At 64.6% G+C, this 14474-nt stretch carries 11 protein-coding genes, 1 tRNA gene and 1 pseudogene; 1 reads left to right on the top strand and 12 read right to left on the bottom strand.

All coding sequences use genetic code 11. The annotated features are described in order from the left end of the window. Window positions 1-99: 99 nt before the first annotated feature. The 8 genes from cyoD to BLS50_RS14520 form a co-directional block, all read right to left on the bottom strand. Complete coding sequence (cyoD, locus tag BLS50_RS14555; protein ID WP_006478441.1) at window positions 100-432, bottom strand: cytochrome o ubiquinol oxidase subunit IV; 333 nt, start codon at window positions 430-432, stop codon at window positions 100-102. Beyond that, entirely contained in the window at window positions 433-1041 is a 609-nt protein-coding gene (gene cyoC, locus BLS50_RS14550) for a cytochrome o ubiquinol oxidase subunit III (protein ID WP_011549497.1), read from the bottom strand. Then, the gene (cyoB, locus tag BLS50_RS14545; protein WP_006478439.1) at window positions 1041-3047 is read right to left on the bottom strand and encodes a cytochrome o ubiquinol oxidase subunit I; all 2007 of its coding nucleotides are present in this window, start codon (window positions 3045-3047) and stop codon (window positions 1041-1043) included. Before cyoB ends, cyoC begins: the two co-directional genes overlap by 1 nt. Before the next feature lie 3 nt (window positions 3048-3050). Continuing rightward, on the bottom strand, window positions 3051-3938 hold the full coding sequence (cyoA, locus tag BLS50_RS14540) for a ubiquinol oxidase subunit II (RefSeq protein WP_006478438.1): 888 nt from the start codon (window positions 3936-3938) through the stop codon (window positions 3051-3053). 275 nt (window positions 3939-4213) lie between these two features. Next, window positions 4214-5743: a complex I subunit 4 family protein gene (locus tag BLS50_RS14535; protein ID WP_011549495.1), complete on the bottom strand. Its 1530-nt coding sequence runs from the start codon at window positions 5741-5743 to the stop codon at window positions 4214-4216. Window positions 5744-6223: 480 nt separating this feature from the next. Further along, window positions 6224-7612 (bottom strand): glycosyltransferase family protein, encoded by a 1389-nt coding sequence (locus BLS50_RS14530; RefSeq protein WP_074802498.1) that lies wholly within the window; start codon window positions 7610-7612, stop codon window positions 6224-6226. A gap of 207 nt (window positions 7613-7819) precedes the next feature. Next, a tRNA-Ser gene (locus tag BLS50_RS14525) sits at window positions 7820-7913 on the bottom strand. Window positions 7914-8023: 110 nt separating this feature from the next. Further along, complete coding sequence (locus BLS50_RS14520; protein ID WP_011549493.1) at window positions 8024-9277, bottom strand: aspartate kinase; 1254 nt, start codon at window positions 9275-9277, stop codon at window positions 8024-8026. On the opposite strand from BLS50_RS14520, the pseudogene BLS50_RS36540 reads away from it, so the two are divergent. Continuing rightward, a pseudogene (locus BLS50_RS36540) lies at window positions 9260-9497 on the top strand (hypothetical protein); the annotation flags it as partial. The gene BLS50_RS14520 and the pseudogene BLS50_RS36540 overlap by 18 nt on opposite strands. Window positions 9498-9619: 122 nt before the next feature. On the opposite strand, the gene tilS reads toward BLS50_RS36540, so the two are convergent. The 4 genes from tilS to cysS all read right to left on the bottom strand — a co-directional run bounded on the left by tilS (window position 9620) and on the right by cysS (window position 14431). Next, on the bottom strand, window positions 9620-11041 hold the full coding sequence (gene tilS / locus BLS50_RS14510) for a tRNA lysidine(34) synthetase TilS (RefSeq protein WP_074802496.1): 1422 nt from the start codon (window positions 11039-11041) through the stop codon (window positions 9620-9622). A gap of 46 nt (window positions 11042-11087) precedes the next feature. Continuing rightward, window positions 11088-12059, bottom strand: a complete 972-nt coding sequence (locus BLS50_RS14505; RefSeq protein ID WP_006478433.1) for an acetyl-CoA carboxylase carboxyltransferase subunit alpha — start codon at window positions 12057-12059, stop codon at window positions 11088-11090. A gap of 103 nt (window positions 12060-12162) precedes the next feature. Further along, a complete protein-coding gene (locus BLS50_RS14500; protein WP_006478432.1) occupies window positions 12163-12990 on the bottom strand; it encodes a DNA-3-methyladenine glycosylase family protein in 828 nt (275 codons plus the stop codon). A gap of 43 nt (window positions 12991-13033) precedes the next feature. Continuing rightward, entirely contained in the window at window positions 13034-14431 is a 1398-nt protein-coding gene (cysS, locus tag BLS50_RS14495) for a cysteine--tRNA ligase (RefSeq protein WP_074802495.1), read from the bottom strand. Window positions 14432-14474: the final 43 nt, after the last annotated feature.

The raw sequence follows: 14474 nt of genomic DNA, 5'->3' as shown, positions 1-14474 counted from the left end.
GCGCAACACGGCAGCCGGAAAAAACAAAAGGCGGCACGCATGTGCCGCCTTTTCTTCATGAACGCGCAAGGATGCGAACCCGATGCGCGACGACGTCGCTCAACGCGACATCATGTTCATGCTGACGTTGTGCATCACCCACAGCGTGCCGACGATCACGATCGCGGCGGTCAGCACCGTATAGCTGAACGCCATCACGTTCCAGCGCTGGCCCGACGAGCCGTTCATGTGCAGGAAATACACGAGGTGCACGACGATCTGCACGAAGGCGAGTACGGCCAGCCCGATCAGCGACGCATGCGGCGACAGCACGCCGCCCATCACGAGGCCGAACGACGCGGCCGTGAGCAGCACCGACAGGATGAAACCGGCGACGTAGCCGCCGACACTGCCGTGCCCTTCTTCGAGTTGAGACGAATGCGAATGGGCCATTTAGATCACGCTCGCGAGATAGACAAAGGAAAACACGCAGATCCACACGATGTCGAGGAAGTGCCAGAACAGGCTCAGACACGTCAGACGTCGCAGGTCGCGATCGGTCAGGTCGCCGCCACGCAACACGATCTGCGCGGCCAGCACGATCATCCACAACAGGCCGGCGGTCACGTGCAACCCGTGCGTGCCGACCAGCGTGAAGAACGCCGACAGGAACGCACTGCGCTGCGGGCCCGCGCCTTCCGCGATCAGGTGCGAGAACTCGCGCAGTTCCATCGTGAGAAACGCCGCGCCGAGCACGAACGTCACCGCGAGCCATGCGAGCAGCGCGCCGCGCCGCTGCTGGTACGCCGCGAGCATCGCGAAGCCGTACGTGATGCTCGACAGCAGCAGCGCGGCGGTTTCGACCGCGACGCCCGGAATGTCGAACAGCTCTTTCGCCGTCTGCCCGCCCGCGTACTGGTGGCCGAGCACCGCGAACGTCGCGAACAGCGCCGCGAAGATCACGCAGTCGGTCATCAGGTACAGCCAGAACCCGAACACCGAATGCGACGGCGGATGGTCGTCGTGTTCGAGCAGGGTTGCGCTCAAGGTTTTCTGCAACATCAGTTGGCCTCCAGTTCCACGTCGTCGACGCGCGCGGCCGTGCGCCGCGTCGGCTGCTTGTCTTCGGTCTTGCGCACCGTCGACGCAGGGATGTAATAGCCGTCGTTATCGCGCGAGCTGTAGATCACGAGCGTCGCGATGATCCCGACGAGCCCGCCGATCGCCATCCACCAGATGTGCCACACCAGCGCGAAGCCGAGCACCAGGCTGAAGACCGCGATCACGAGGCCCGCGCAAGTATTCGACGGCATGTGGATGTCGCGGAACGTCGCCGGGTTCGGCCGGCCTTCGCCGCGTGCCTTCATGTCTGCATACGCATCCAGCGTGCGCACCTGCGGGATCACCGCGAAGTTGTAGTCGGCCGGCGGCGACGAGGTCGCCCACTCCAGCGTGCGGCCACCCCACGGGTCGCCCGTCGTGTCGCGGTACTCGGGCAGATGGCGGTTGCGGATGCTGACCACCAGTTGCAGCAGCTGGCACGCGATGCCGATCGCGATCAGCACGGCGCCGAACGCGGCGACCAGCAGCCACGGATGCCATGCCGGGTTGTCGTAGTGGTTCAGGCGGCGCGTCATGCCCATGAAGCCGAGCACGTAGAGCGGCACGAACGCGACGTAGAAGCCGACCTGCCAGAACCAGAACGCGGCCTTGCCGAGCTTCTCGTTCAGCTTGAAGCCGAATGCCTTCGGGAACCAGTAGTTGAAGCCCGCCAGATAACCGAACAGCACGCCGCCGATGATCACGTTGTGGAAGTGCGCGATCAGGAACAGGCTGTTGTGCAGCACGAAGTCCGCGCCCGGAATCGCCATCATCACGCCGGTCATGCCGCCGAGCGTGAACGTGACCATGAAGCCGATCGTCCACAGCACGGGCGTCGTGAATTCGATCCGGCCGCGGTACATCGTGAACAGCCAGTTGAACACCTTCACGCCGGTCGGAATCGCGATGATCATCGTCATGATCCCGAAGAACGCATTCACGTTCGCGCCCGAGCCCATCGTGAAGAAGTGATGCAGCCACACGAGGAACGACAGCACCATGATCGCGCAGGTCGCGTACACCATCGTCTTGTAGCCGAACAACGGCTTCTTCGCGAACGTCGCGATGACTTCCGAGAAGATCCCGAACGCCGGCAGGATCAGGATGTACACCTCCGGATGGCCCCACGCCCAGATCAGGTTCAGGTACAGCATCGCATTGCCGCCGGCGTCGTTCGTGAAGAAGTGCATGCCGAGGTAACGGTCGAGGCCGAGCAGCGCGAGCGTCGCGGTCAGGATCGGGAACGACGCCATGATCAGCACGTTCGTGCACAGGGCCGTCCACGTGAACACGGGCATCTTCATCAGCGTCATGCCCGGCGCGCGCATCTTGATGATCGTCACGAAAAAGTTCACGCCGGTCAGCAGCGTGCCGACGCCCGAGATCTGCAGCGCCCACAGGTAGTAGTCGACCCCTACCCCCGGACTGAACTGCAGCTCCGACAGCGGCGGGTACGCGAGCCAGCCCGTCTGCGCGAATTCGCCGATCACGAGCGACAGGTTGATCAGGATCGCGCTGACCGCCGTCATCCAGAACGACAGCGAGTTGATGAACGGGAACGCGACGTCGCGCGCGCCGATCTGCAGCGGCACGACCAGGTTCATCAGGCCGACCATGAACACCATCGCCATGAAGAAGATCATGATCACGCCGTGTGCCGTGAAGATCTGGTCATAGTGGTGCGGCGGCAGGTAGCCGGGCGCGTTGTACGCGAGCGCGAGCTGCATGCGCATCATGATCGCGTCGGCGAAGCCGCGCAGCAGCATGATCAGTGCGACGATGATGTACATCACGCCGAGTCTCTTGTGGTCGACCGTGGTCAGCCATTCCGTCCACAGCCATTTCCAGCGGCCGGTGATCGTCAGCGCGGCGAGAATGCCCAGCACGACCAGACCCATGAAGGCGCCGGCCCCCATGATGATGGGCTGATCGAACGGGATCGCCGAGAGTGTGAGTTTGCCGAACATGCGTTACCCCTTCGTGCCGCAGGCGGCGTCCTTCAGGTCGAGGACGTGGCCATCGTTGTATTTCGCGATGATGTTGTGGAAGAGCCGCGGATCGACCGACGAGAAATAGCGCACCGGCGCCTTCTCGCTCGGCTGCGCGACGCCGCCGTACATAGTCGCGTCGAGCCGATCCGGCGACGCCTTCACCTTCTGCACCCACGCATCGAACTGCTCGCGCGGCTCGGCGAGCGTGCGGAACTTCATGTCGGAGAAACCGCGGCCGCTGAAGTTGGCGGACGTGCCCGCGTAGTTGCCGGGCTCGTCGGCGATCAGGTGCAGGCGTGTCTGCATGCCGGCCATCGCGTAGACCTGGCCGCCGAGCTGCGGGATGAAGAACGAGTTCATCACCGAATCCGACGTGATGCGGAAGTTCACCGGCGTGCCGACCGGAATCGCGAGCTGGTTCACCGACGCGATGCCGAGTTCCGGATAGATGAACAGCCACTTCCAGTCGAGCGCGACCACTTCCACGTCGATCGGCTTCACCGCCGATTCGAGCGGCTTGTACGGATCGAGCTCGTGCGTGGTCTTCCACGTGAGCACGCCGAGGAACAGGATGATCAGCGTCGGCACCGTCCAGATCACGACCTCGATCGCGGTCGAGTGCGACCAGTTCGGTGCGTAGGCGGCGTTGCGGTTCGACGCGCGGTAACGCCACGCGAACCACAGCGTGAGCAGGATCACCGGCACGACGACGATCAGCATCGCCCAGGTGGACGTCGCGATCAGCGCCTTTTCGGCTGCACCCACGCTTCCTTTCGGATTTAGTACATCTAAATTACAACCTGACAGGCTCAGCGCCGCGCCCATGGCCATCAGCGCCGACCAGCCTCTTGAAGCTCTTCTTTTCATCACACAGCCCCGCGGGTCATTGAATCCGTTTGCGTATGCCCGATGCGCATTCGATTCACGAAATTGGCCGAATCATACGTCGCGCGAGTGCGAGGAAAAACCGGTGCAGGCGGCAAATCATCATTGCAAAATCTGCCGTGAGTCACATTGTCGCGGGGCAATTTCACGCAGCCGGAAGCGGGCCCGGCACGCCCCGTGCCGAGTCTCGATCGATGCGTGCGCAACGATACCTGCCGCGCGAATGCGGCTCGCTTGCGCGGCGCGGTGTGCCGGGATCAGTCGTGCGTCGACGCCATGTACGACGGCAGCGCCGGCGCGGGGCCATCCCCTGCCGGCACCTTCGAGTGGCTCGCTTCCTGGATCAGCTTGCCGACGGTCGGATCGATCGCATCGGTGAACGGCTTCGGATCGATGCCGACCGCCAGCACGATCAGCGCGAGCGACGCGAACATCACGATCTCGCGACGATTCAGGTCGGCGAGCTTCGCGATCCGCTGGCTCGCGACCTTGCCGAACACGACGCGCTTGAGCATCCACAGCGTGTACGACGCGCTGAGGATCAGCGTGAGCGCCGCGATCGCACCGATCCAGAAGTTGAAGCGGATCGCGCCCATGATCACCATGAACTCGCCGACGAACCCCGACGTGCCCGGCAGACCGACGTTAGCCATCGCGAACAGCAGCGTGAAGGTCGCGAAACGCGGCATCACGCCCGCCACGCCGCCGTACGCTGCAATCTCGCGCTGCCTGGTGCGATCCACGAGCACGTTCACGCACAACAGCATCGCGCCCGCCACGAAGCCGTACGACACGAGTTGCACGATCGCGCCTTCGACGCCGATCCGGTTGAACAGGAACAGCCCCAGCGTGACGATCCCCATGTGCGCGACCGTCGAATACGCGAGCAGCTTGCCGAGATCGGTCTGCGCGAGCGCGATCAGGCTCGCGTAGACGATCGCGAACAGCGACAGCGCGATCACGGCCGGCGCGAAGAAGTGGCTCGCGTCCGGCGTGATCGGCAGCGCGAAGCGCAGGAACCCGTAACCACCGAGCTTGAGCATCGCGAGCATCAGCGCGGCGCCCGTCGGGCCGTCCGTGTACACGTCGCTCAGCCACGTGTGGACCGGCCACATCGGCACCTTGACCGCGAACGCCGCGAAAAAGCCGAGGAACACCAGCAACTGCGGCGCGAAGCCGAGCTGCAGCGTGCGCCACACGGCCATGTCGAACGTATGCGACTGCGCGTACAGGTACAGCATCGCCATCAGCAACAACAGCGAGCCGGCGAACGAGATGAAGAAGAACTTCACGGCCGCATACACGCGTCGCTCGCGCCCCCACGTACCGATCAGCAGGTACAGCGGGATCAGCGTCGCCTCGAAGAAGATGAAGAACAGCAGCCCGTCCTGCGCGACGAATACGCCGACCATCAGCCCCGACAGGATCAGGAACGACGCGTAGTACTGCGCGACGCGCACCGTGACCGACTCCCACGACGCCACCACCACCACGAGCGTCGTGAATGCGGTCAGCACGACGAGCCACAGCGACGCGCCGTCGATGCCGACCCGCCAGCCGGCATTGAATGCCGCCAGCCAGTCGCGTCTTTCGACGAACTGCATCGCCGCCGAATGCGCGTCGAAACCGGCGATCAGCGGCACGACGGCCGCCAGCCCGGCGATCGCGCCGACCAGCGCGATCAGTCGTATCCGGCGTGAATGCTGGTCGGAACCGGCGCGCAGCAGCCCCGCGCCGAACAGTATCGGAACCCAGATGGCCAGGCTCAGGAAGGGGAAATCATGCATGTCAACAACGCCTTGAGGAGGTCGCGCCCTGCATCGGGGACAGGCGCAACGAAAGGAACGAAATCAAATCGACAGGTAGATTTCGTGAATCGCCAATGTTGGCAAAATGTAAAGCGGCATCACCGGAAAAGTTGATGCCGCTCAAATGCGATCGGGTTAACCAGCATAAAACGATTGAATATTTTCTGCAGCGCAGCAGAACATCAATTTTGCGTGCCCGCGTAGCCTGCTGATTTTTATGAGTAATTTTTCGTATTGCTCGATGCCGCGTGCGACAGAAATCGACGCAGCGCCGCATTTTTGATGTCAACTGGTCATTTCGGAGGGCCGGAACGGCATGGTCGGCGTTCCGCAGTGCCACGGTCGCGTGGCCTCTCCTGTCTTACATAAATACTTTCATTTTTATTTCATTCGATCTCATGCTGCGCATACCGCAGATCGAATTACCCTCGCGCGCACCACCTCTCACGCGAGCGTCCATTAGCGCAGGTGACTCAAGCGATCCCATACGCGCATCGTCACCGCACGATAGTGGTCGTGCTGGGCGGGGAAATGGACGAAGCGGCTGTCGCGCGTCGCATAGACCGGGGACGACGCGAGCGTCGTCGCATCGACGATATGGCGCGCGTCGATCATGCCGGACTCGAGCAACTCCACATAGATCGCCTGCTGGTCGCCACCACTCGCATAGACCGACGAGCGATCGTCGAACCGCTCGATGCGTGCGCAGATGCGTTCGACCAGTTCGCGCATCGACGCCACGTTGCGCACGCCAATCATGCACGAGTTGATCGCCCACGCCGTGTGATCGGTCCCGATCACGAAGTCGCGCCCCTCGATCGTGCCATCGATGCGCTGGCGCTGGTCGATCGCGAGGATGTCCGCATCGACCCAGAACACGAACGCGTGATGCGACAGATGTTCGCGAATCAGATGCAGCTTCGCCCAGTTCGCGTCGATGCCGTCCGGCAGGAAAGCGGGCGCGGCGCGATACGTGTGGTACGCATAGCCATGTCGCGTGCAGTAGCGGACGAAATTCTCCTCGTGCAGGTCGCCATAGCCCGCGATATGCGACGTATGCAGGCTCACGAACGCGATCGGCGCATGCGGATTCACATGCCGCTCTGCTTCGCGCGGTCGCTGCTGCGCGACGCACCAGTCGTCCATCGCGCGCGGACAGTCGCCGCGCTGGTACCGTTCGGCATCGTCGACGAGCGCCGTCACGTAACGGAAGTCGTAATCGGGCACCGGCGCCCAGAAGCCGTTCACGTCTCGCCACTCGGGGGCCTGGTGCGCCACGAGCGGTCGCGCGCGGGCGATCGAATCGATCGACACGCCATCGCTCCAGACCGTCTGGGCCGACGCGAAATGGCCGTTCGCAAGCGGTACGTCGAACGGCAGCGGTGGAAAGTGCGCTGCCAGCAGCGTCGCCTCGCACGCGTGCTGCCGCTCCGGAAGATGCATCGCCCACTTGCCCAGTTCGAGCGCCAGCCGGCGCAACTGCTCGCGTACGTCGGGCACGTTGCGGAAGATCATGCCGCTCGCGGCGGGCAACGCCGATTTCGACGTCTGCGTCGTGACGATCGCGTCGTAACCGTGCGCGACATCCGTCAGCGCGTGCGGATCGAACACGACGGAGAATGGGTCGAGCACGAGCAGCAACGCACCGTGCTCCATCGCAACGAGTTGCGCGATGATCGCGTGGTACTTGTACAGCACTTGCTGGCGCTCGCCATACACGTGCATGCCGTCGACCGTCGCATGCCGGTAGCCGTGCAGATCCGCGTAACGTGCGTGGTTGTCGATCAATCCGTCGACAGGTCGATGAGACAGGACGGTCAGAACGGAATGCGGGGTTGCCACGAGCATCACCTCGAGTCGCGCGGAACGATACGCGATATGTAGCGCATGACCGCCACTCCCGTCGAGCAGTCATTGCCCGAATGCCGTATCGACGATGCGCGCCCGAGGACGAGCCTCGACGGCATCGATGCTTGGCGCACGACACCACACGGTGGGCCGGAAAAAGAAAAAGCCCCGCAAGTCCGAGAACTTGCGGGGCTTTGTCACCGCTTTTGGCGGAGACGGAGGGATTCGAACCCTCGATCCAGGTTTTGGCCCAGATGCTCCCTTAGCAGGGGAGTGCCTTCGACCTCTCGGCCACGTCTCCCAAACTTTCGCTCGCACCAGGGAGGCAGTGCGACGAGAACGAGATAATATAGGGTTTCGAACCGTACGTCAATTTCCGTGATGCATTTTCTTCAATGCATCACGAAAAATTCATGACGCCTGATCGAGTTCGAATACCTTGTGCAGCGCGCGGACGGCCAGCTCCATGTATTTCTCGTCGATCAGCACCGAAATCTTGATTTCGGACGTCGAGATCATCTGGATGTTGATGCCCTCTTCCGACAGCGTACGGAACATCTTGCTCGCGACGCCCACGTGCGAACGCATGCCGACGCCGACGACCGACACCTTCGACACCTTCGGGTCGCCCTGCACGCGCTCGGCGCTCACATGGCCCTGCACCTGGTTGGTGAGGATGTCCATCGCCTTCTGGTAGTCGCCGCGGCCGACCGTGAACGTGAAGTCGGTCTTGCCTTCGACGCTCTGGTTCTGGATGATCATGTCGACGTCGACGTTCGCATCGGCCACCGGGCCGAGGATCTGATATGCGATGCCCGGCTTGTCGGGCACGCCCATCACAGCAATGCGTGCTTCGTCGCGCTGGAACGCGATGCCGGAAATGACTGCCTTTTCCATGGTCTCGTCTTCTTCAAAAGTAATCAGGGTGCCCGAGCGCATTTCTTCGTCGAGCGCAATCAGCGGATCGGTCAGGCTCGACAGCACACGCGTCTTCACCTGGTATTTGCCGGCGAATTCGACCGAGCGGATCTGCAGGACCTTCGAGCCGAGGCTGGCCATTTCCAGCATCTCCTCGAACGTCACGCGGTCGAGGCGGCGCGCCTCTTCGACGACCCGCGGATCGGTCGTGTAGACGCCGTCGACGTCGGTATAGATCAGGCACTCTTCGGCACCCAGCGCAGCCGCCACCGCCACCGCCGACGTGTCCGAGCCGCCGCGGCCCAGCGTCGTGATGTGGCCGTCCGGATCGACGCCCTGGAAGCCCGTGATGATCACGACCTTGCCTGCGTTCAGATCGTCCTTCACGCGCTCGTCGTCGATCGAGTGAATACGTGCTTTCGTAAACGCGCTGTCCGTCTTGATCGGCACTTGCCAGCCGGCATAGCTCACGGCCTCGACGCCGATTTCCTGCAGCGCGATCGACAGCAGGCCGACGCTGACCTGCTCGCCGGTCGACGCGATCATGTCGAGCTCACGCGGGCTCGGCTGGCTCGAAATCTCTTTCGCGAGACCGAGCAGACGATTGGTTTCGCCGGACATCGCCGAAGGCACGACCACCATCTGGTGCCCGGCCTGATGCCATTTTGCGACGCGTTTCGCGACGTTCTTGATGCGCTCGACCGAGCCCATCGAAGTGCCGCCGTATTTGTGTACGATGAGTGCCATTGTCGTTCTGAACTGGAGGAGAAACCGCACGGGCGCGCTGGGCAGGCCGCGTAGCCGTTCGGTCACGCGGCTTGTGGCTGTGGACGGACGACGAGGGGGACGGCTGGGACGCAACACGCAAGCGTGGCGGATTTTGCCCGGAAGGCCGATCAGGCCGCGCAAACCGGGTACGTCACGCGGAAAACCTGCACAAAACGCTCAAAAATCGAGCCGAGCAAACGACCGAGCGTACCCGATAGAAGCCCGCTTGACAAGCCGCGCGGCGTGTCGGCGGCCGTTCCGGCGCTGTTTACCAAATGGTGAAAATGGGCGCGCCATCGCGCGTTCGACCGCCTGCCGCTGCTAGGCGATCAGCAGGTCGGGGCGCCATTCGATCCGGCGCCATGCCGCGTCACCGGACGCCGCGTCGGCCGGCTCGCCGATGTCGCGATTGATGCCCAGCCGCGGCACGTAGATCAGCCGGTCACCCGCGAACAGCAGCGGCACGTCGCGTTGCCAGGCCGGCACGCCGCGCTCCTGGAACAGGTTCTTCAGCGTCCGGCCGGGCCCGCCCGGCGACGTGCGCATCCGTTCGCCGCCTGCACGGGCGCGCGCCGCCAGCCGGGTACCGCGCAGCAGCGCCTCGGGCACCGCATCGGCGCTGCCCGCGTCGGCGGGCGCGAACACGAACGTGCCGCGCCATCCCGGCAGTTGCCACACTTCCTGCCCGTTCCACGCGAGTACCGCCTCCGGCTGCGGCGTCCCCGTGCCGTCGTCGGCCGGCTCGCTGCTGTCGCCCGCCTCCCAGTACACGACATCGCGATAGAGCCGCAGGCACTGCCCCGCGTGATCGACACGCAGCGCATGCGCGTCGTGCGCCGCGCGCAGTTGCCGCATCATGTTGGCCAGGCGGGCAGCCGACGCGCCCGGCAAACCGAGCCGGCGCATCCAGAAGCGCAGCAGGTTCGCACCGCGCGTGTCGTCGAATCCGACCAGTGCGTCGCGCGACAGCGCGTGACCGTCATCGCGCGCGGCGACGGCGAAATCGAGCTCGGCCAGATCGTCGAGCAGCCGCTGAGCGGCCGCCGCATGCCGGGCCGCGCGGCCGAGCGCGTCGCGAAAGCCAGGGAAATGCACGGCCAACGCCGGCAGCACGTCGACGCGCAGCGCATTGCGCGCATAGCGCGTGTCGCCGTTCGATTCGTCGTCGATCCACGCGAGCGCGTGCTGCTCCGCATAGCGCTCGAGTTGTGCGCGCAACAGTCGCAGCAATGGGCGCACCCGCTCGATACTCACGCCGTCGGGGCGATAACGCGGCGCCATCGCGGCGAGCCCCGCGATTCCCGCGCCGCGCAACAGTTGCAGCAGCACCGTTTCCGCCTGGTCGTCCGCATGTTGCGCGAGCCACAGCGCCGCCACGCCATGGCGTTCGCCCATCTCGTCGAGCGCCGCGTAGCGACGCTCGCGCGCGGTCGCCTCGATCCCGAGCCCGCTGTCGCGCGGCACGTCGACGTGCATCGATTCGAATGCGACACCGAGCCGGGCCGCTTGCCCTTCGGCATGCGCGACCCACGCATCGGCGTTCGCGCTCAGGCCGTGATGCACGTGCAGCGCGACGCAGCGCGATGCGCCCGCGACGCGCACGGCCGCATCGAGCAGCACGGTCGAATCGAGGCCGCCGCTGTAGGCGATCGCGATGCGCGCGTCCGGCGGCAGACCAGAAAGCGCAACGCCGACCGCGTCGAGGACGACGCGATCGGCGGAGAATTCGGTGGGCGGGATCACGAGCGAGACACGCGTGCAGCGGCACGCGCCTTGAATACACGGCCGGTCATGCGCCGGGCGTGGTTTCCTTGAACTTGCCGTAGGCCATCAGGCGCTCGAAGCGGCGCTCGCGCAGCGCATCGATGCTCATGCCCTGGAACTGGCGCAGCGAATCGGCCAGCGCGCGACGCAGCAACGCGGCCATGCCCTTCGGATCGCGATGCGCGCCGCCGAGCGGCTCGTTGATGATCTTGTCGATCAGGCCGAGCGCCTTCAGACGGTGCGCGGTCAGGCCCAGCGCTTCCGCGGCTTCCGGCGCCTTCGCTGCGCTCTTCCACAGGATCGACGCGCAGCCTTCCGGCGAGATCACCGAGTAGGTCGAGAATTGCAGCATCATCACGGTGTCGGCCACGGCGATCGCGAGCGCACCGCCCGAACCGCCCTCGCCGATCACCGTCGTGATGATCGGCGTCTTCAGCTCGGCCATCACGTACAGGTTGCGACCGATCGCCTCCGACTGGCCGCGCTCTTCCGCGCCGATGCCCGGGTACGCGCCCGGCGTGTCGACGAACGTGAAGATCGGCAGCCCGAACTTCTCGGCGAGACGCATCAGGCGTTCGGCCTTGCGATAGCCTTCCGGGCGCGGCATCCCGAAGTTGCGCGCGGCGCGCTCCTTCGTGTCGCGGCCCTTCTGGTGACCGATCACCATGCACGGATGGCCGCCGAAGCGCGCGAGACCACCGACGATCGACAGGTCGTCCGCGAACGCGCGGTCGCCATGCAGCTCGTGAAAATCGGTAAACAGTTCCGCGACGTAGTCGAGCGTGTACGGCCGCTGCGGGTGCCGCGCGATCTGCGAAACCTGCCACGGCGACAGGTTCGCGTAGAGGTCTTTCGTCAGTTGCTGGCTTTTCTTCGACAGCCGCTCGATTTCTTCCGAAATATCGACAGCCGAGTCGTCCTGCACGAATCGCAGCTCTTCGATCTTGGCCTCGAGTTCGGCGATCGGCTGTTCGAAATCCAGAAACGTGGTCTTCATGTGTTCGAATCCTTGGGTCTTGCGGCAGCGCGTATTCTACCCGCGCGGGCGACGCTCAAAACCGGCTCTCAACTATTGATGTTTAAAACCCGATAGCCGACGCTCAGGCGTCGGCGTCGGGCGCATCGAGGCTGCGCCACATGTACCAGGTCGCGACGGTGCGCCACGGCTCCCAGTTGGCCGCGACCTCGCGCGCCTCGCTGCGCGTGACGGGTTCGCCGCTGAAGTAATTGACGCTGATCGCACGGATCAGGCCCGGGTCGTCGAGCGGCAGCACGTCCGGCCGCGACAGATTGAAGATCAGGAACATCTCGGCCGTCCAGCGGCTGATGCCGCGGATCTGCGTGAGTTCCGCGATCACGTCCTCGTCGTCCATCGACGTCCATTTGTCGACGTGCAGCGCCCCCGACACGAAATGCTGCGCGAGATCGAGGATGTATTCCGTCTTGCGTTTCGACAACCCGCACGCGATCAGCTTGTCCGCGCCGAGCCGGATCACCGGTTGCGGCGCGAGTTTCGGGCAGGCATCCTCGATGCGCGCCCACAGCGACTGGGCGGACGGCACCGAAATCTGCTGGCCGACGACCGAGCGCGCGAGCGTGACGAACGGGTCGCCGCGCTTCACGAGATGCGCGGGACCGAACTTCGGAATCAGTTTCTTCAGAATCCGGTCGCGCTTGACGAGGTCCGCGCACGCCTTGTCCCAATAGGCGGGACGCACGACGCCCTCCTCGCCGTCCGCTTCGGACGCACGTATCTTGCGGGCCGCGTCGGCGGCCGGCTGCGCGGCCGCCGGCTGCGCATGACCGTTCAGCGCGCCGTTCGGCACGGCGCGCGTCGCGTCCGCCTTCGCCGCCGGTACGCGCTTGGCTGCCGGACGCGCGGCGACCGGGGTCGCACGCCTGACCGGCGCTTTTCTGGCCGTTGCCATCTTGCCTCCTACCTGACGGATCGGTCAGTGGAACGCGCTGCGCTCATACGCGACGCCATTCGGTCGATCCGCCCGGTTTGTCTTCAAGTGCGATGCCGGCTTCGAGCAATTCCGCCCGGATCCGGTCCGCTTCGGCATAGTCCTTCGCTTGCTTCGCCGCGACGCGCGCGGCGATCTGCGCTTCGATCTCGTCGGCCGCGAGCCCGCCCGCCTGCGCGGCGCCGGACGCCTGCTGCAGGAACGCGCGCGGTTCGCGGCCCAGCAGGCCGAGCAGGCCCGCCAGCTGTTTCAGTTGCCGTGCGAGCGAGGCATCGCGCGTGCGGTTGACTTCACCCGCCAGCTCGAAAAGCGTCGCCACCGCGACCGGCGTGTTGAAATCGTCGTTCATCGCCGCCGCGAAACGTTGCGCGTGCGGCTCGTGCCAGTCGAGCGCGAGCGTGTCGGGCTCGACGTCCTTCAGCGCGGTGTACAGACGCGTGAGCGACGCGCGCGCATCGTCGAGATGCACGTCGCTGTAATTGAGCGGCGAACGGTAGTGCGTGCGCACGATGAAGAAGCGCACGACTTCCGCGTCGTAACGCTCGAGCACCTCGCGGATCGTGAAGAAGTTGCCGAGCGATTTCGACATCTTCTCGTTGTCGACCTGCACGAAGCCGTTGTGCATCCAGTAGTTGACGAACGTCTCGCCGGTCGCGCCTTCGCTCTGCGCGATCTCGTTCTCGTGGTGCGGGAATTGCAGGTCCTGCCCGCCGCCGTGGATGTCGAAATGATTGCCGAGCAGCGAGCAGCCCATCGCCGAGCACTCGATGTGCCAGCCCGGGCGCCCCATTCCGTACTTCGACGCCCACGACGCGCCTTCCGGCTCGTCCGCCTTCGCGCGCTTCCACAGCACGAAGTCGAGCGGATCCTGCTTCGCATCGTTCGCGGCGACGCGCTCGCCCGCGCGGAGATCGTCGAGCGACTTGCCCGACAGCTTCCCGTAGTCTGCGAACTTGCGCACCGAGTAATTGACGTCGCCGTCGGCCGCCTGATACGCGTAGCCGTTCGTCTCGAGCGTCTCGATCATGCCGAGCATCTGCGGGATGAACTGCGTCGCGCGCGGCTCGACGTCGGGCCGCTGGATGCCGAGCGCGGTTTCATCCTCGTGCATCGCGCCGATGAAGCGGTCGGTCAGCGACTTGATCGTCTCGCCGTTCTCGACCGCGCGGCGGATGATCTTGTCGTCGATGTCGGTGATGTTGCGCACGTACGTGACCCGATAGCCGATCGCACGCAGCCAGCGCTGGACGAGGTCGAACACGACCAGCATGCGCGCGTGGCCCACGTGACAATAGTCGTAGACGGTGATCCCGCATACGTACATCCGCACTTCGCCGGGCTGGCGCGGCACGAAAACTTGCTTGTCACGCGCGAGCGTGTTGTAGATGCGCAGTGATTCCATAGAGATGAACCGTGAGCCGAAGGAAACCGCCCTGGCGAAGCTC

Source organism: Burkholderia orbicola, from assembly GCF_900100915.1.
Taxonomy (GTDB): Bacteria; Pseudomonadota; Gammaproteobacteria; order Burkholderiales; family Burkholderiaceae; genus Burkholderia; species Burkholderia orbicola.
This window is presented reverse-complemented; position numbering and strand designations above follow the sequence as displayed.

Bases quoted from the DNA above. Each gene is read 5' to 3' on its own strand.
- cyoD (WP_006478441.1), bottom strand. From the start codon at position 432: ATGGCCCATTCGCATTCGTCTCAACTCGAAGAAGGGCACGGCAGTGTC.
- cyoC (WP_011549497.1), bottom strand. From the start codon at position 1,041: ATGTTGCAGAAAACCTTGAGCGCAACCCTGCTCGAACACGACGACCAT.
- cyoB (WP_006478439.1), bottom strand. From the start codon at position 3,047: ATGTTCGGCAAACTCACACTCTCGGCGATCCCGTTCGATCAGCCCATC.
- cyoA (WP_006478438.1), bottom strand. From the start codon at position 3,938: ATGAAAAGAAGAGCTTCAAGAGGCTGGTCGGCGCTGATGGCCATGGGC.
- BLS50_RS14535 (WP_011549495.1), bottom strand. From the start codon at position 5,743: ATGCATGATTTCCCCTTCCTGAGCCTGGCCATCTGGGTTCCGATACTG.
- BLS50_RS14530 (WP_074802498.1), bottom strand. From the start codon at position 7,612: ATGCTCGTGGCAACCCCGCATTCCGTTCTGACCGTCCTGTCTCATCGA.
- BLS50_RS14520 (WP_011549493.1), bottom strand. From the start codon at position 9,277: ATGGCACTCATCGTACACAAATACGGCGGCACTTCGATGGGCTCGGTC.
- BLS50_RS14505 (WP_006478433.1), bottom strand. From the start codon at position 12,059: ATGAAGACCACGTTTCTGGATTTCGAACAGCCGATCGCCGAACTCGAG.
- BLS50_RS14500 (WP_006478432.1), bottom strand. From the start codon at position 12,990: ATGGCAACGGCCAGAAAAGCGCCGGTCAGGCGTGCGACCCCGGTCGCC.
- cysS (WP_074802495.1), bottom strand. From the start codon at position 14,431: ATGGAATCACTGCGCATCTACAACACGCTCGCGCGTGACAAGCAAGTT.